Source organism: Campylobacter concisus (assembly GCF_003048375.1).
GTDB classification, from domain to species: domain Bacteria; phylum Campylobacterota; class Campylobacteria; order Campylobacterales; family Campylobacteraceae; genus Campylobacter_A; species Campylobacter_A concisus_T.
Window position 1 is genome coordinate 574,236 of record NZ_CP021642.1, and the last position, 17,190, is coordinate 591,425.

The following is a 17,190-nucleotide window of genomic DNA, read 5'->3' on the forward strand; positions in this document are numbered from 1 at the left end:
CTTTAAAATTTAAGATTAAGCAGAAATTTGAGAAGTCAAGCTAGCTCTTTAAATTTAAACTTGAGTAGAAAAATTTGGAGCTGGGCTAACTCTTTAATTCAAATTTAAATAGAAATTTAGAGAACTAAGCCAACCTCAAAAATTTAAGCAAAATAAATTTAGCACGCTAAGCCAGCCCCAAAATTTAAACTCTAAAGCTAAGCTAGTATATCCTTTGGCTTTAGCTTATTTAGCTTTTGCACTAGATCATCAAAGCTCGCGCCGTTTTCTACCTCGCGCCTGATAAATTCCTCAAAAAACTCGCGTTTTATATCCTTGTCTGTGTAGGTCACGCTCTTTTTGGTAACTTGCATAGGTTTAAATTTCTCTTCTTCTATATCCTCATCGCCATCTTCTCTAACTGGCACAAGAGCGATATTTTGCAGCACATCAGCGATATTTTCTCCTTTTTCATAGCTTGTTTTTAGAAATTTCAAAAACTCATCTTTGCTATTTTTATCAGCGTAGCTTACACGCTGTAGCATCGCTTGACCTAAGATATCTATGCGCTTTTTAGCCGATGTTTGCTCGTATTGCAAAGCCCCGTCTTTGAAAGAAATTTTCACATTTGCATGCTCGCCAAGTATCCTTTCGGCGGTAAATTCCAGCCATTTGTCTTTAAATTTATCTATGCTTAGATCAGAATCTAGCAAATTTCTAGCTTCAGGGCTTAGATGAAGCGCGCCATTATTGTGATTGATCATGATGCCAATAGTGTCGGTGGCAATAGCAGATATATTGTAGGTTTTGTTAAATTCATCTACGCTAAAGCCGTTTTTCTCGTTAGTTAGGATGGAGCTTGCTAGCCAAAGCTTCGTGCTATCAACGAAATTTTTAAGGCTAGAGATTTCATCTTTGCCCATAGAGCTATCAAGCCCGTTCATCTTGCCCCAGATAGAAATTTTATCATTTGACGAGTAGCCAGAAAGCGATAGATGCTTGATGTCTAGGGCATTGGGAGAAATTTTTACTTTGCCTAAATTTGCGATAGTCGTTGGCTGCTTATTAAAAGCGTCTTGATAGTTAAAGCTTTGATTAAGTCCATTTAGTGCGTTTATCATGTCAAATCCTTTAACACAATATCGGCAAATGGATTTAAATTTTAAGTGGGATTATTTTTTATTGCGGTATTTTTCAAAAATGGCGATCATCTGGTGCGAGTCTTGCGCGACTTTGAGCTTGTTTGGGTTTTTGCTAAGCAGCTCTTCTCTTAGGGCGTCTATAAATTCCTTGTCCTTTTTGCAGGCTTCAAGGCTCACACGCCCTCTAAGTATAGCCATAAATATAACATCGGCAGTCGCATTTATCATCTCAAGCATCTTTTCTTCGCTCATTTTTCTAAAATTTGCCCTTTTTTAAGCAAATATTATTCCTTTACGTCCACGAAATTTATTATTTTCACCTCTTGGCTCTCTTTGCAAGCCTCCAGTGCAGCCGCATTTTTCACCATGTGAGCGCTATTCATATGCTCTTTTTGGCTTTCTAAATTTTCCCAGCTCTCCATAAAGCAGTACTCACTCTGCGTGCCCGCAACCCTGCCGCACTCGTAGCTTATGCAGCCTTTGTCTTTTCTTGAAGCTGGCACGATCTCTTTTAAAATTTCTTCAAATTTCGCTTCAAAGCCAGCTTTTATTTTTAAATTTACATAAAATCCCACCATTTGCCTATCCTTTAATATTTTTTGGTTACAATTGCGCAACATAAGACGCAAGTTTGCGTATTACATTACAAGGCCTTTTCATGACGAGATGATACAAAATACTAAATTTATAACTCATAAAACCAAACAAATTTAACCAAATATCGGAGAAAAAATGAAAAGACGAGACTTTTTAAAGCTTGGTGCATTAAGCGCAGCAAGCCTTCAGGCAAAAGAACTTGACGGAGCAGCTCAGGCGCTTTTTGATAAGCAAAGTGGCCTATGTGCGAACAAATTTGGCCCATTTTATGTAAAAACTATCGCAGGTCGCGTGGTAGAGACTGAGCCATTTGAGGGTGATGCGTGCCCAAATGAGCTAAACAACGCACTTCTTGATCATATCCAAAATGAAAGCAGGGTCAAATTTCCATTTGTTAGAAAGAGCTTTTTGGCTGACCCAAACAACCCAAAGCCAGAGCTTCGTGGCAAAGAGGAATTTGTGCGCGTAAGCTGGGACGAGGCGATAAAGCTAAGCGCGAAAATTTTAAAAGAAAATTTCGATAAATACGGCTCTGAAGCGATATACGGACAGGTTTATCAGTGGGGTAGCCTTGGTAAAGTTGGTCACAGCCAAAAGACTGCAAAGAGGCTACTTAACGTGCTTGGCGGATATGTAAATGAGCTTGGCGGCTACTCATACGGCGCAGCGACTGTCATCATGCCCCACATCACAGGCTCGATCGACCCGACACTAGCGCCTACAAAGTGGGAGGCTATCTTAAAAAATGCCAAAACGATTGTATTTTGGGGCACAAATCCGGTCGTTTCAAACAAGATCGCCATTGGCGTGCCGCTTCACAACTCATATAAATACTACGACGAGATCAGAAAAAAAGGCAAAAGCGGTGAGATGAAAATTTATAGCGTCGATGTTTATAATAACGAAAGCACAAGATATTTTGACGCAAAGTACCTTGAAGTAGTGCCTTGCACCGATACGGCGATGATGATAGGTATGTGTAACTACCTTTTTGAAAAAGGGCTTTACAGCAAAGAATTTATAGAAAAATACACCGTTGGCTTTGATAAATTTAAAGAATATATGCTCGGCACAAAAGACGGAGTCAATAAAAACCTAGCTTGGGCAAGTAAAATTTGTGGCGTGAGCGAGCAAGATCTGGCAACTTTTTGTGAAGACCTAGCCAAAAACGACTCAGTTATCGTTAGCGGCTACGCCATACAAAGGCAAGATCATGGCGAGATGGCCTACTGGGCGCTTGTGACGCTAAATGCGATGCTTGGACACATCGGCAAAGAGGGTTGTGGCTTTGTCACAAATGACGGCATGCATAAAAACGCAGACGAGAGCTTTATAGCGCCTAAACTAGCGGCTTTTGAGACAAAAGTGCCACAAAAATTTATAGATAGCGGCCTTGTGCCAAAGACTAAGGGCTACGAGCTGCCAAACTCAAGGCTCATAGACGCACTTTTAAGCCCTGGCAAAGAGATAACTAGAAATGGCAAGAGCTACAAGCTGCCAAAGATCAGAGTGATGTTTAACGCCAACGGCTCGACATTCACAAGGCACCCTGAGACTAATAGAGCGATAAAAGCTATGCAAAAAGTTAGCGCGATCATCACTTGCGAGCCGTTTTGGACGAGCACGGCAAAACTAAGCGACATCGTCTTGCCAGCTGCGCTTGAGTGCGAGCGAACAGACATCGAGATGGCAAATTCAACTAGTGAATATCTCTTTGCCATTAAGCCGCTTGTCGCGCCATTTGGCGAGAGTAAAAGCGATTACGAGATCGCAAGACTGATCGCAAAAGAGTGGGGCAGAGAAGAGGCATTTAGCGAGGGTAAAACTGAGTTAGAGTGGGTTAAAGAAATTTACGAAGATGCCGTTAAAAAGGCTGCTGGACTTGGGTATGAGAGCATGCCAAGCTTTGATGAGTTTTGGGAAAAGGGATATTTTAGATTTGACAAGGTCGATGAGTCAAAACGCTACTTTACAAACTACAAGAAATTCCGCGACGACCCAGTGGCAAATCCGCTAAAAACGCCATCTGGCAAGATAGAAATTTACTCTGAAACGGTTGCTGGCTTTGGCTACGACGACTGCCCACCGCATGCGACGTGGCTTGAGCCCTTTGAGTGGCTGGGCGCAAAAAATAAAAAATACCCTATCGCCATCAGCGGCGCGCACTCTAAATTTAGACTTCACTCGCAGCTAAATAACTCCGTGCTTCGCCATTTTAACGAGATCGCAGAGCGCGAGCCAGTGCTTATAAACCCAAAAACAGCCGAGGCTAGAGGGATAAAAATGGGCGATGTGGTGAAAATTTACAACGACAGGGGCGAAATTTTATGTGGTGCGTTTGTCACCGAGGACGTGCCACAAAACGTTGTCATCGTGAGCGAGGGCGCATGGTACGACCCTGAGTTGCCGGGCGAAAAGAGCCTTTGCTTGCACGGAAATTTAAACGTGCTCACAAAAGACGTGCCATCAAGCAAGATGAGCCAGAGCAACACCGCTCACACGAGCCTTGTCGAGGTCGAGAAATTTAAGGGCACGCCAAAACGTGTCAGGGCGTTTGACGCACCAAAGATCGGCGCAAGAAAGGCCTAAAAGTAACACTTTGAAAATTTAAAGTGCTAAAAGCTATCCTTTTTTAAATAATTAGAGTTAAAATCTAAGAAAAAAGAAAGGATAGCTCATGAAAATCACTAAAATAGACACTCCAGCACTGCTCATAGACAGGGAGATAGTGCTAAAAAACTTAGAAAAAATGCAAAAATACGCTGATAAATTTAACGTAAGCTTAAGACCACATACCAAAACGCACAAGATGCCATACTTTGCGAAAATGCAAGTGGCTCACGGCGCAAAGGGCGTCACGGTGGCAAAGGTGGGCGAGGCTGAAGTGATGGCAAAAGAGGGGTTAAGCGACATTTTCATCGCAAATGAGATCGTCACAAGGCAGAAATTTGCTCGTATCATAGCCATGCGAAAAGCTGGCGTTAAAGTGAGCTTTGGCGTCGATAGCGTGGGCGTTTTAAGGCTCATTGACGAGGTCTTTGGCGAGGCTAAAGAGGTGGCTGAGCTACTTGTGGAGATAGAGGTCGGCGAAAACCGCTCAGGCGTCATTGAAGAGAGCGATTTTAGAGCTTTGATGAGCGCTTTTGGGGAGTGTAAAAACGCGGAATTTTGCGGTGTTTTCTCGCATGATGGACACTCATACAAGGCAAAAGATAAGCGTGAGTGTGAGCAAATTTTTAGGGTGGCAACCGAGAGAACACTAAAATTTGCTGATATCGCGCGTGAGTTTGGATATGAAAATTTAGTCGTTAGCATCGGCTCGACGCCATCGCTGGTAAATGATTTTGAGATACCAAAAGGTGTCACGGAACTTCGCCCTGGTACATATATATTTATGGATGCGTCACAGGCAAACGCTTATGGTGGCTTTGATATGAACGCTGCTAGCGTGCTTAGTGTCGTGATCTCAAGGCCGACTGCGACCCGCATGATCCTTGATGCTGGGGCAAAGGCGCTAACTAAAGAGAGGCGCAGCGAGGGCTTTTGCACGACGCCTGGCATGGGGCTCATCGCAGAGCATGAAGTGTGGATAGATAGCCTATTTGACGAGCATGCGATCATTTTAAACGAGAAATTTGCTAACAGCGTGCGCGTGGGCGATCTTGTGCGCATCTATCCAAATCACATCTGCCCGGTGGTAAATTTATACGACTACGCCTATCTCGTAAGCGGCGATGAGGTCTGCGAAAAAGTGCCAGTTTTGGCAAGAGGCAGGGTGGAGTAGGGATATGGCAGATAAAATCTGCACTAAACAAATTTAAACCACTGCATGGATCGTAGTAAATTTATGCTTTTTGGTAAATTTTAAAACTTTCATTCACTCGCAAGAGTTAACTACTAAAATTTGGCTTCGCTTACCGCTTAGCTCAAATTTTAGAGCCGAAATTACTCGTTCATAAAATTTTAAAATTTCTCTGATACTCGCTTAATATTCAAACGCATGCAGTGCAAAGCACTGAAGCATGCTACCTATAACGTCGTCGGGGTTAGGGGATCGTTAAGGGGGAAGGGAGCGACTTCGTAATTCAAGCCTCTTCCCCCTTAACAAAGAAACAAACATTAAATTTATAAAAATCTATTTTGCAAATTTTAAACTTTCACTCACTCGCAAGAATTGACTACTGATTTTAGGTCTCGCAAAGCTTGCCACTAAAATCAGAGCCGAAATTACTCGTTCATGAAATTTTAAAATTTGTTGGAGTCTCAATAAAACGCAAGCAATGTAAAGCCCCATTAAACATCCTTTCATGCTCGTATCAAATTTTCAAACACATTTTAAACCAAATTTCACTCTTATAAACGCCGTCTAAATTTTAAGTGTTATAATTACGGCAAAATAACGATTTTAAGGAGAGTGTATGTCTTCACGCATTATCACTGGCGTTTTGATGTTTGTTGCTATTTTGGTAGTTTTTTTTATAGATAATTATATTTTAAATTTTATTTTGCTTGGCGCTGTGCTTTACTTTGCCTTTAATGAGTCGCTCAAGCTTTATGGCATCAATCACAAACAGCTAGTTTATGCAGCACTCGCATTTTACGTGCTTACATATTTTACAAATCCGATCTTCATCGCGATCCTAGCTATCATGCTAGTGGCATCTATCCTTGCACACATAAAAAGCGAAAATTTAAAGCTAGTCGCCCCTTTTGTCTATCCGACAACTCCTATCTTTATGATGTGGATGCTTTATTCAGAGTATGGCATGGGCTATCTTGCATGGCTTATCTTAAGCGTCGTTGCAAGCGACAGTGGCGCATTTTTCGTTGGCAAAGCCTTTGGCAAGCATCCGTTTAGCCCAAGCTCACCAAACAAAACCATAGAAGGTGCAGTTGGCGGCGTGATAGTAGGCACCATAGTTGGCTGCGTAGTTGGAAATTTCGTAACAGATGGATTTTTTCAAATTCTATTTTCAAGCTTTTTAGTCTGCGTCTTTGCGGTCTGGGGAGATCTCTTTGAGAGCTATCTAAAAAGACTTTGCGGCGTCAAAGACAGCGGCACGCTTTTCCCAGGTCACGGCGGCATGCTTGATAGGATAGATGGTTATTTATTTGGCGTTGTTGCGCTACTTTGGTCGCTATCGTGGTAATACTTGGCTCAACTGGCTCGATCGGCAAAAATGCTCTAGTGCTTTGCGAGAAATTTAATGTAGAGGTTGAGGCGCTAAGCTGCGCCAAAAACGTAGCTTTGCTAAACGAGCAAATTTTAAAATTTAAGCCAAAATTTGTCTGTGTGGGCGATGAAAAGTTAGCTAAAAATGTAAAAAACGTTGAAGCTAAAAACATCTTTTTTTGCGAGGCTGGACTGCTAGAAATGCTTGAAATTTCAAGCTCAAAAAAGGTGATAAACGCTCTTGTGGGCTTTGCTGGACTTGCTCCTAGTCTAAAGACACAAGCACTTGGTAAAAAACTTGCACTTGCAAACAAAGAGAGCCTCGTTGTCGGCGGTAAATTTTTAAAAACAAGAGAAATTTTGCCCATTGATAGCGAACATTTTGGTCTTAAATTTCTACTAGAAAATAAAACTACCCCAAGCAAGCTCATCATCACAGCAAGCGGAGGGGCATTTTATAAAAAACCGATCAAATTTCTAAAAGATGCCACGCCAAGCGACGCGCTTAAACACCCAAACTGGGATATGGGCGCAAAGATAACGATTGACAGTGCGACGATGACAAACAAGCTTTTTGAGGTGATGGAGGCCTACTGGCTTTACGGCATAAAAGATATCGAGGCCGTGATAGAGCCAACCTCAGCCATCCACGCCGTAGTCGAGTTCGTAGACGGCTCAAGCACGATGCACCTCTCACGCACAGATATGAAGCTAGCCATTTCGCATGCTATCTTTGAAAAAGTTGAGCAAAATATCGTCTCTCACGCAAATTTACTTGATCTAAAAAGTATCAAATTTCATAAAATAAGCCCTAAAAAATATCCAGTCTTTTCGCTAAAAGATGAAGTCTTAGCTAGTCCTGATCTAGGTGTCGTCATAAACGCTGCAAACGAGGTTGGAGTATTTAGCTTTTTAGAGAAAAAGTGCTCATTTTTAGATATATCAAGGCTTATTTTAGGCTCAGCAAAAAAATTTAAGAGTCTTAAAATTTCAAGCGTAGATGAAATTTATGAAGTTGATAAAGAGGTTAGAGAATACGCAAAAAGGATGCTAAATGCAAAGGTATGAGGGGTATAAATTTGATCTTAGGCAAAGCTTGATCGGTGTGCAGTTTCTGTTCGTAGCCTTTGGTGCGCTGGTGCTCGTGCCTATCCTTACGGGGCTTGATGCAAACGTCGCGCTCTTTACGGCTGGCCTTGGCACGTTACTTTTTCAGCTAATAACTAGAAAAAACGTCCCACCGATCTTTCTAGCAAGCTCGTTTGCCTTCATCGCTCCGCTTCAGTATGGCATCGAAAAATGGGGCATACCAGTGACTATGGGCGGAGTTATATTTGCTGGGTTTTTCTACGTCGCGCTAAGTCTTGTCGTTCGCTTTGGCGGCGAGAAAATTTTGCATAAAATTTTGCCTCCAGTTGTCGTTGGTCCAGTCATCATGACCATAGGTCTGATACTAGCTCCTAATGCCGTTAAGATGGCTACTTCAGCTACCCAGACTTACACCCAAAACGTAGCGATGATAGTTGCAGCCACCTCGCTTATCGCTACTATCGTTGTCATGATGCTAGGACGTGGGATGTTTAGGCTCATACCGATCCTGCTTGGCATCATCGCTGGCTACATCGTGGCTTACTGCTTTGGCATGGTTGATTTTAGCGCTATCGCAAGCGCCCCTTGGTTTAGAGTGCCAAGCTTTAGCGCACCAAAATTTGAACTTGAAGCGATCATCTATATGATACCTATCGCCATCGCCCCAGCGATCGAGCACATCGGCGATATGCTCGCTATATCAAACGTCACAAAAGAGGATTTTTTGAAAAATCCAGGTCTTAAAAACACCCTTTTAGGCGACGGTCTGGCCACCTCGCTAGCTGCTGCCTTTGGTGGTCCGCCAAACACCACCTACTCAGAGGTCACAGGCGCAGTTAGCCTTACAAAAGCGTATAATCCAGCGATCATGACCTTTGCAGCGATCACTGCTATCGTGCTAGCCTTCGTTGGCAAGCTTGGCGCGGTGCTCTCGACCATCCCAGCTCCAGTCATCGGTGGTATCATGCTGTTACTTTTTGGCATCATCGCAAGCGTTGGCATGGAGACACTTATAAAAAACAGAGTCGATCTTGCCGATCCTAGAAATATGATAATCGTAGCCCTCATCTTCATCTTTGCCATCGGCGGCATGGTGCTTGACCTTGGTGCGGTTAAATTTTCAGGTATCGGACTTGGCGCGGTTACTGGTATAGTTTTAAATTTGCTTTTACCAAAAACAAAGCATTACGAAGGATATTAATGCCTAAATTTAGACTTTTTCTGGCAGCTCTAGCGGCTGCAAGCCTTGCAAATGCAGGCGCACTAGACTATGCACTTATCAAAAAAGGTGAGCCAAGTAGCAATACTATGCTCTTAATCGGTGGCATACAAGGCGACGAGCCAGGCGGCTTTTTGGCGGCTTCTATCGTGGCGACTGATTATAACATCACAAAAGGCTCGCTTTGGGTCGTGCCAAATTTAAATTTCCCAAGTATCATCGAGCGAAGTCGCGGCACAAAGGGCGATATGAATAGAAAATTCGCCCACGTCGAAAAGGACGATCCAGACTACAACTCAGTGATGAAGATAAAAGACGTCATCACCGACAAAAACGTCACTCTCATCTTAAATTTGCACGATGGCAGTGGATATTATAGAGATAAATTTATAAGCAAGGATGAAAATCCAGACAAATGGGGCAACACCTGCATCATCGACCAAAGCACATTGCTAGGCTCAAAGTACCCAGAACTTGAAAGCATCGCATCAAGCGTAAAAGACGTGCTAAATAAGCACCTTATAGACCCAAAACACCAATATCACGTCAAAAATACACACACAGCGATGGGCGATAAAGAGATGCTAAAAAGTCTCACCTACTACGCGATCACGCAAAACAAGTCTGCCTTTGCAAACGAAGCTAGTAAAAATTTAAATGCCGAGCAAAGGACATATTATCACCTTATAGCGATCGAAGAGTATATGAAAAAGGCTGGCATTAGCTTTACTAGGCCCTTTGAGCTTGATGTCAAAAACGTGAAAAAGGCGATCGAAAAAGAGATCAGACTTGAGCTATTTGACAGCTATGCTCTTAGCCTTAAAAATTTAAAACCAGTGATAAGCTTCGTGCCATTTAAAAAGGGCGAGCTAAGCTACCACTCGCCAAATCCGCTAATCGCTGTCATAAAAGAAAAAGATAGCTTCAAAGTGCAGTATGGCAACCGCTCTGTCACAAGGCTAAAGCCGCAATACTTTGAGTTTGCAAAGCCGCTTGATAAAATTTCTCTCTTGAGCGATGGCAACGAGCTTGTGCTAAAAAGTGGCGATAAATTTAGCGTTAAAAAGAGCTTTAAGATAAAAGCGCTCAAAAACACGCGCGTAAATGTCATAGGATACGGCACTAAAAGCGTTGATGAGAGCGAGCAAGAGATCGATAAAAACAGCCTAAACAAAAGCTATAGCATAGATAAAGATGGCAAAATTTACCGAGTTGAGTTTTACAAAAGCGAAAATGGCAAAGAGAAATTTGCTGGCATGATACTAGCGGAGTTTAGATGATACTTGGCATCGAAAGCAGCTGCGATGACAGCTCTGTTGCGCTCATAGATGAAGGCACGCTGGAGCAAATTTATTATAAAAAGATCTCACAAGAAGAGGAGCACGCTATCTTTGGTGGCGTGGTTCCAGAGCTTGCAGCTAGGCTTCATACAAAGGCACTGCCAGCACTTTTAAATGATATCTTGCCAAATTTAAAAGATATAAACGCGATCGCCGTGACAAACGAGCCAGGGCTAAGTGTGAGCCTGATAGGAGGTGTGAGCATGGCAAAAGCGCTAAGTATCGCCCTAAATATCCCACTAATCGCCGTAAATCACCTAGTTGGCCACATCTACTCGCTATTTTTAGACCGCGAAGCCACATTTCCACTTGGCGTTTTGCTAGTCAGTGGCGGACATACGATGATACTTGAGATTAACGAAAATGGCGAGATTTTAGAGCTTGCAAGCACAAGCGATGATAGCTTTGGCGAGAGCTTTGACAAGGTGGCAAAGATGCTTGATCTTGGCTACCCAGGAGGTGCTGTGGTGCAGCAAAACGCACTTTTGTGTGAGGATAAAGATAGGTTTAAATTTACCGTCCCACTTCTTCACGATAAGCGCCTTGAATATAGCTTTTCAGGGCTTAAAAATCAAGTCAGAGTTGAAATTTCAAAGCTTAAAACCATCACGCAAAAAGATATCGCAGATATTTGCTACGCCTTTGAAAATACGGCCTGTGAGCACATCTTAAATAAGCTTGAAAAGGTTTTTACGCTAAGAAATTTCAAGCGATTTGGCGTGGTTGGTGGAGCGAGTGCAAATTTAAATTTACGCAAAAGGCTTGAAACGCTTTGCCAAAAAAATGGGTGCAAACTTTTGCTAGCACCACTTGCGTTTTGCTCTGATAACGCGCTTATGATAGCAAGAGCGGGACGTGAAAAATACTTAAAAAAAGAGTTTATCTCTCATGATAAGCTAACTATAAATCCAAGGGTTAGTTTTAAGAAATTTGAGCTAGATTTGTAAAATTACTCAAAACCTTTTATTTAAAATCTTCTATTTTTAAATTTTAAAACAATACAAGTTTGTGCTATTTCAAGCTTAAATTTTCCAAAGTTATTTTAATAAATTATATTTATGTAATTTATTTTAATAAAATCATAATAATTTAAACTTTAGTTTGGTACTATTTTGTCAAATTTACAAAAAGGTAAAATGATGAAAAAGGCTCTATTTCTAGGATTTAGCGCACTTTTATTATTAGTGGGCTGCAAGGAAAGCAACATAGGCATTGTTAAAAACTACATTTTAAAAGGTAATAAATCAATAACAATAGGCTCAGCGATAGATAGCTTTAAAGGCTGTACAAGCACTCAGTGGCAAGACATCAGCAGTGACGATAAAAAAGTGGTTAAAGTAAGCTGCGTGGTGGGCAAAAATGTGCTTGAAGATGAGTTTGAAAGAAAAAATAGCAGTTACATAAAAGCTCTAAATAGCGCCAAAGCTGCTCAGCAAAAAAGAGTTGATAACAGCCTTGAGCTAGCACTTGATAGCGCAAATAGCATATTAAAAAGTGGTAAAAGCATAGATAAAGAGACTATTTTATCCATCGCAAACAAGCACTGTAAATTTGATCCGACGAAAGAAAGTGCTGGCTACCTAGCCTCTGTTAGCTGTGACCTTGAGTTTAAAAATGAGCTCGCTCAAAATTTAGATATCAAACAAAAATGGGTCTTTGACAACGTCGTAGCCCAAAGCAAATATGCCGCCTACTACTCACAAAAAGAGCCAGAAGTAATCTATTTTGGTCAAAATGCTAGAAAGGTAAATGAGAGAGTTATTGAGCTCACTTTTACGATAAATAGCGATAAAAGTGTGAGCATCTCAAAGGCTACGAAGATAGATGATGGCGATACTAAAGATATAAACCGCGGTTTGGTTGCGATGTTTTATACAAGATAAATTTTGCTACTAAAATAAATATCTTTAAGTTTAAAAGTATTACATTTTAAAAGCATGCTCTAGTTCATTCAAATAAGAGCAAATTCGTTATTTTGCAACCAAAACTCACTACTTCTTTTTGACTACTTTTTTAGTTGTATGAAGCTCTTTTTAATGCAATACATATTGCAAAAATAAGATGCCTCTTAACCTGCAAGTATAGAGTATCTAGGCAGTGTCCTAAAATCATTTGCATCAAAGCTTTTGCCTACTAAACGGTCTTTACAATTTTGATTGATAGCTTCATAAGTAAAAATTTAATAAAATCCCAAAATATCAATAAAAAGAGTCTTTATGGATGAGTTTTTAAAACAGGCTTGGCGTGCAAATAAAATTTATACAAATGCTGCTGCTAGCGTGCCATTTTACCCAGATCTGCTAGCTCTTCTTCTAGTTTGTGATGAGAGAAATTTAGACCAGTTTATGGCGCTTGATGAGTTTAGAGCGGTGCTAAAAAGGCTTAAGGTTGAGCTGGATATATTTAGCATACAAAGTGCGCAGCTTGCGACTCTTAAAGCGCTAAGCGAGGCTAAAATTTCAAGTGACGAGATAGTAAAATACCTAGAAAAATTACGTGATGAAAAGATCATAGATGATGAGAAATTTGCCTTTTTAGAAAAGATCATAAGCAAAAACAAAGGTGCTAATGAGGCTAAAATTTCTCACACCAAGCCAAAAGATCACTTCCATAAAAACCTAGACTTTTTAAATGAGATAAACGAAAAAGCAAGCTTGCTTGATAGCGATAAAGCATTTTTAGAGGCACTTGCGGCAGCCAAAAAAAGATCAAACGAAACGCTTTTTAACATAGCAGCAAGTGGCATCATAAATTCTGGCAAATCAACCCTTTTAAACGCCCTTTTAAACAAACCCGTCCTTGGCGCTTCAAACGTGCCAGAAACGATAAATTTAACCATTTTAAAATACTCCAAAGATAGCTTTGCAAGGGTAAATTTTTACAGCATTGATGAGCTTTTAGCACTTGGCATACCAAGCGAAAATTTACCAAGCGAAAGCGTAGATATCGGCATAGACGAGATAAAAAACTACACCTCTTCAAGCTCAAAAACAGCAAATCTCGTAAAAAGCGTCGAGCTTTATGACGATTTGGAGCTTTTAAAGGACAACGTCTGCATCATAGACACGCCAGGCATCGATGATGCGGTGGTTTTAAGAGAGCAGATCACTACAAATTTTATGAGGGAGTGCGACCTTTTAGCCCACCTCATGAACGCCTCGCAAAGCGCCACGCAAAAGGACGCGCTTTTTTTAAAAAAATGCCTTAAAAACTCGCACATAGTAAGGCTTGCTGTGGTGCTAACTCACGCCGATGAGCTAAGTGCTAAAGAGCTAAATGAGACGCTAAACTACACAAAAAAAGCGATCGGGGAGCAGATAAATGGCGTGGAGATTGATTACTTTGCACTTAGTGCAAAAAGCTACTTAGAAGGCGCTGCAAATAGCGGTGTAGAGGAGTTTAAGGACTATCTTTACGAGGTGCTTTTTGGCAAAAATTCTAAAAAATCAGCCCTCATCTTAAGCTCGTATCAAAAGGAGCTAAAAAATATCCTAAATAGCAAGCTTGAAGCCACTAAGACTGAAATTTTGTCGCTCAAAGCTTATGAAGTGGAGCTTAAAAAGCTTCAAAATGAGCAGGCAAACGTCAAAAACGCACTTAGTGAAAATTTCTCTAAACTTGAAAACCTAACCAAAAACGAGCTTGCAAAGCTTGAAAGCAGCAACACCAAAAATATCTATAAAATGGGGCTTGAGACGCTTTTGCAAAACTTAAACGATAAGGTAAAAAGCGAGATAGCCTACTGCAAAAGCAAAAAGCAAAGCTTAAATTTTGAGCGCCTAGAGCAAATCGCAAAAACGACACTTCGTGATGGTGTGATGGCACTTATGAGAGAGGCTAGAAACGAAACTTTGGTGCAAACAAGATCGTGCGAGCAAAATATCGCTTTAAATTTTGATGATTATGTGATGAGTAAAGATGAGATTTTTAACATCAATGACTTTTTAGAGCAAATGGGCGTAAAGCTTGATTTTAAGGAGCTTTTAGCTGCATTTAGAGCGAAAATTTCAAATGACACAAGTGAAGCACTTTTAGGCTTAAAAGAGGGTTTGCTAAAAGATAAAAATATCTCTCAATTTTGTGAAATTTTAACTGACCACGAAAAAAATCGCCTTTTAAATCTCATAAAAACCTATGAAAGCGCTCAAAAAACGACGCTTGATCAGAGGCTAAAAGAGCTAGATCATGAGCTAGAAAAGCTTAGCTCGCAAAATCAAAACTCACTTTTAAAACTAAAAGAGCAAAACGCCTTGCAAGATGAAATTTGCTCGCTTTTAGGGGAGCTAGAAAATGTTTAATGAGTTCATAAATGCCTATAAGGCGAGATATTTTAAGGTTTTTACAAACGACTTTAAGGGCGAGCTAGCAAGGCTGGTAAATGAGCTAAACGATCCAAGCCTGCACGCAAGCGATGAGATAAAAGATAGCCTAAATTTACTAATCGACACTCTAAATGAGCCGCCTCTCATCGCCGTCATCGGTCAGTTTTCAAGTGGCAAATCAACTTTTTTAAACGCTCTGCTTGGACAAAACATCTTGCCATCAGGTCTAACGCCTGTCACGGCAAAGGCTGTGCGGCTAAAATTTGCAAAGATGCCGCTTCTTAGCGTGAAATTTACAAATGGCAGCGAGAGCTTGCTAGCTAGCAGCGAGCTTGCAGAGCTAAACGCCATGAGCGAGCAGATAAAGAGTATGACACTTTATGCGCCAAGTGAAATTTTAAAAGAGGTAAATTTCATCGACACGCCAGGCCTAAACTCGCTACGAGATGCCGACACAAAAGAGACCAAAAATACGCTAAAAAAGGTTTGCGGCGCGATCTGGCTAAGCCTCGCAAACAACGCTGCAAAGGCTAGCGAGCTTGAAAGCGTAGAAGAAATTTTAAGGACAAACGATCTAAAGGCTCTTTGCTTCATCAACCAAAAGGATAAGCTAAGCGAGGATGAGCTTGAAAGCTTGCTAAAGCACGCTAGGCAAACCTATGGCGAGCTTTTTGAAGATATCATCGCCATCTCGTCAAAGCAAGCACTCCTTGGCATCATAAATGAAAACAAGAGCGAGCTAGAAAGTTCAAATTTCGCTAAAGCACTAAGCGCGGTAAAAGAGACGTTTTTAAACGCGAGCTTTAAAGAAAATTTCATAAAAGCAAGGGCGAAAAAGATAGTAAATTTTTTAATCGCTGAGCAAGAAAACCGCCTTAAAGTTTATAATGCAGCTGGTGAAATTTTGGATAAATTTAATGCCACGCTTGAAGAAAAACTAGAAGCGATAAAAGAGGAGTTTAAGCCTAAAATCGCCCTGCGATACAGCGATATGAGCGAGGCTATCAAGCTTGCAAGCGATGAAGTTTTTAAGCTGCTTAAGCCATTTTCTAGGACAAAATTTAACCCAGCAAAGACGCTTTTAAACAAAGAAATTTATAAGCGTGAGAACTTTGAGATGATAAGCCTTGACACGGACGAGGTCTTTTCAAAGCTCATCTATGAAGACGCCATTTTTTCTAAATTTTTTAAACGCTACAAAAGGGATCTAAAAGAGCTTGAAAATGAGATCATATCGGCTTTAGATGGGCTTTATAAAAGCTTAGAAGATGAGCTTTTCATCTACAAATCTCGCTATGAGAGCTTTAATCCATTTGATGAGTTTGCCTCAAACTACGAGACAAAATCGATAAATACCTATGCTGGCAGGACCTATGAGAATTTCTTAAGAGAGTATGAAAATGCCAAATTTAAGGCGACGCAAAAGATTTCGCTCTTTTTTGAAAAGCTTGACGTAAAGGTCGCATCAAACTACGAAAATGCGCTTAAACTTGCGGTTTATTTTCTAAAGCAAAAGATCGAAAATTCGCTAAATTCGCACCTGCAAATGGGCACTCCACTTTACATCCCAAGCGCAAAAGAGGTTTATGAGCGCATGCTAAATGCCTTTAGCCTTTATGAATTTGACGATCTTATGTGCTCAAATAACTCTTTTTTAAATAAAACTTTGCTTGATATAAAGACCGAATTTAATGAAATTTACGCCCAAAAAATAGCGATGCTTGAGCGCCTAAAAGCAAAGCCAAAAGAGCAAATTTTAAAGCTAGAAAAACTGCAAGAGAGTTCGGTGATATTAAAGTGAAATTTGACTTCAAACTGCGCGTGTGAGCTGTGAGCGCCTTGTAAATTTTAAATTAGCTAGCATATTTAAAAATTATTTTCCTAAAAAAAGTCGGTATCAATCTTGCAAATTTCATATATCTGTCCTGTTTGAACGCCTACCTTGTATTTTATCATTAGCTCAGCCAGTCTGTCGCCATCTATCAAGACTACGCTAAAGTTTTGACTATCTTTAGCAAACGTTTGGGTCTCTTTTGTAAATTTCGCTGTAGTGATAAAGACGCCTTTTTTGGTATTTTTATTTGAGATAGCACCGATGAACTGCTGTATCTCTTGCCTGCCTATGTTGCTGCCATCTTTATATATTTTTGCTTGGATGTAAATTTTAGAAAGTCCTAGCTCATCTTCGTCTATTATGCCATCTATCCCACCATCTGGACCTTTGTTTGTAAAACTTCCGGCTTCATAGTCTATTTTTTCTAAAATGCTAGATAAATTTTAATCAATTTTTGTAATCTTAAAAGCTATAATTCACCGCATGAAATATGTA

14 protein-coding genes are annotated in these 17,190 nt (G+C 40.7%); 10 read left to right on the forward strand and 4 right to left on the reverse strand.

The annotated features are described in order from the left end of the window. Positions 1-197: 197 nt before the first annotated feature. From CCS77_RS02860 to CCS77_RS02870, 3 genes are read right to left on the reverse strand one after another with little or no spacing between them, the layout of a single operon-like run. Complete coding sequence (locus tag CCS77_RS02860; protein ID WP_107916517.1) at positions 198-1,100, reverse strand: hypothetical protein; 903 nt, start codon at positions 1,098-1,100, stop codon at positions 198-200. Positions 1,101-1,151: 51 nt separating this feature from the next. Further along, positions 1,152-1,373 carry a nicotinate phosphoribosyltransferase gene (locus CCS77_RS02865; protein ID WP_087581498.1) on the reverse strand — a complete coding sequence of 74 codons (222 nt, stop codon included), beginning with the start codon at positions 1,371-1,373 and terminating at the stop codon, positions 1,152-1,154. 32 nt (positions 1,374-1,405) lie between these two features. Continuing rightward, the gene (locus CCS77_RS02870) at positions 1,406-1,699 is read right to left on the reverse strand and encodes a putative quinol monooxygenase (RefSeq protein ID WP_107916518.1); all 294 of its coding nucleotides are present in this window, start codon (positions 1,697-1,699) and stop codon (positions 1,406-1,408) included. A gap of 154 nt (positions 1,700-1,853) precedes the next feature. On the opposite strand from CCS77_RS02870, the gene CCS77_RS02875 reads away from it, so the two are divergent. From CCS77_RS02875 to CCS77_RS02920, 10 genes are all read left to right on the forward strand, one after another. After that, a complete protein-coding gene (locus tag CCS77_RS02875) occupies positions 1,854-4,307 on the forward strand; it encodes a molybdopterin-dependent oxidoreductase (RefSeq protein WP_107916519.1) in 2,454 nt (817 codons plus the stop codon). A gap of 88 nt (positions 4,308-4,395) precedes the next feature. Further along, positions 4,396-5,502 (forward strand): D-TA family PLP-dependent enzyme, encoded by a 1,107-nt coding sequence (locus CCS77_RS02880; RefSeq protein ID WP_107916520.1) that lies wholly within the window; start codon positions 4,396-4,398, stop codon positions 5,500-5,502. Between the two features lie 634 nt (positions 5,503-6,136). After that, the gene (locus CCS77_RS02885) at positions 6,137-6,868 is read left to right on the forward strand and encodes a phosphatidate cytidylyltransferase (protein WP_107916521.1); all 732 of its coding nucleotides are present in this window, start codon (positions 6,137-6,139) and stop codon (positions 6,866-6,868) included. Then, a complete protein-coding gene (gene dxr / locus CCS77_RS02890) occupies positions 6,850-7,959 on the forward strand; it encodes a 1-deoxy-D-xylulose-5-phosphate reductoisomerase (protein ID WP_107916522.1) in 1,110 nt (369 codons plus the stop codon). Before CCS77_RS02885 ends, dxr begins: the two co-directional genes overlap by 19 nt. Further along, entirely contained in the window at positions 7,946-9,181 is a 1,236-nt protein-coding gene (locus tag CCS77_RS02895) for a uracil-xanthine permease family protein (protein WP_107916523.1), read from the forward strand. Before dxr ends, CCS77_RS02895 begins: the two co-directional genes overlap by 14 nt. Beyond that, on the forward strand, positions 9,181-10,479 hold the full coding sequence (locus tag CCS77_RS02900; protein ID WP_107916524.1) for a M99 family carboxypeptidase catalytic domain-containing protein: 1,299 nt from the start codon (positions 9,181-9,183) through the stop codon (positions 10,477-10,479). The genes CCS77_RS02895 and CCS77_RS02900 overlap by 1 nt, the downstream gene beginning before the upstream one ends. After that, entirely contained in the window at positions 10,476-11,486 is a 1,011-nt protein-coding gene (gene tsaD / locus CCS77_RS02905; RefSeq protein WP_107916525.1) for a tRNA (adenosine(37)-N6)-threonylcarbamoyltransferase complex transferase subunit TsaD, read from the forward strand. Before CCS77_RS02900 ends, tsaD begins: the two co-directional genes overlap by 4 nt. 192 nt (positions 11,487-11,678) lie before the next feature. Continuing rightward, a complete protein-coding gene (locus CCS77_RS02910; RefSeq protein WP_107916526.1) occupies positions 11,679-12,422 on the forward strand; it encodes a hypothetical protein in 744 nt (247 codons plus the stop codon). Between the two features lie 333 nt (positions 12,423-12,755). Next, entirely contained in the window at positions 12,756-14,837 is a 2,082-nt protein-coding gene (locus CCS77_RS02915) for a dynamin family protein (RefSeq protein ID WP_107916527.1), read from the forward strand. Beyond that, entirely contained in the window at positions 14,830-16,662 is a 1,833-nt protein-coding gene (locus CCS77_RS02920) for a dynamin family protein (RefSeq protein ID WP_107916528.1), read from the forward strand. Before CCS77_RS02915 ends, CCS77_RS02920 begins: the two co-directional genes overlap by 8 nt. A gap of 80 nt (positions 16,663-16,742) precedes the next feature. On the opposite strand, the gene CCS77_RS02925 is transcribed toward CCS77_RS02920, so the two are convergent. After that, positions 16,743-17,126, reverse strand: a complete 384-nt coding sequence (locus CCS77_RS02925; protein WP_256372122.1) for a restriction endonuclease — start codon at positions 17,124-17,126, stop codon at positions 16,743-16,745. Between the last annotated feature and the right edge of the window lie 64 nt (positions 17,127-17,190).

Bases quoted from the DNA above. Each gene is read 5' to 3' on its own strand.
- CCS77_RS02910 (WP_107916526.1), top strand. From the start codon at position 11,679: ATGAAAAAGGCTCTATTTCTAGGATTTAGCGCACTTTTATTATTAGTG.
- CCS77_RS02915 (WP_107916527.1), top strand. From the start codon at position 12,756: ATGGATGAGTTTTTAAAACAGGCTTGGCGTGCAAATAAAATTTATACA.
- CCS77_RS02920 (WP_107916528.1), top strand. From the start codon at position 14,830: ATGTTTAATGAGTTCATAAATGCCTATAAGGCGAGATATTTTAAGGTT.
- CCS77_RS02900 (WP_107916524.1), top strand. From the start codon at position 9,181: ATGCCTAAATTTAGACTTTTTCTGGCAGCTCTAGCGGCTGCAAGCCTT.
- CCS77_RS02865 (WP_087581498.1), bottom strand. From the start codon at position 1,373: ATGAGCGAAGAAAAGATGCTTGAGATGATAAATGCGACTGCCGATGTT.
- CCS77_RS02860 (WP_107916517.1), bottom strand. From the start codon at position 1,100: ATGATAAACGCACTAAATGGACTTAATCAAAGCTTTAACTATCAAGAC.
- CCS77_RS02880 (WP_107916520.1), top strand. From the start codon at position 4,396: ATGAAAATCACTAAAATAGACACTCCAGCACTGCTCATAGACAGGGAG.
- CCS77_RS02870 (WP_107916518.1), bottom strand. From the start codon at position 1,699: ATGGTGGGATTTTATGTAAATTTAAAAATAAAAGCTGGCTTTGAAGCG.
- CCS77_RS02875 (WP_107916519.1), top strand. From the start codon at position 1,854: ATGAAAAGACGAGACTTTTTAAAGCTTGGTGCATTAAGCGCAGCAAGC.
- CCS77_RS02895 (WP_107916523.1), top strand. From the start codon at position 7,946: ATGCAAAGGTATGAGGGGTATAAATTTGATCTTAGGCAAAGCTTGATC.
- CCS77_RS02885 (WP_107916521.1), top strand. From the start codon at position 6,137: ATGTCTTCACGCATTATCACTGGCGTTTTGATGTTTGTTGCTATTTTG.
- tsaD (WP_107916525.1), top strand. From the start codon at position 10,476: ATGATACTTGGCATCGAAAGCAGCTGCGATGACAGCTCTGTTGCGCTC.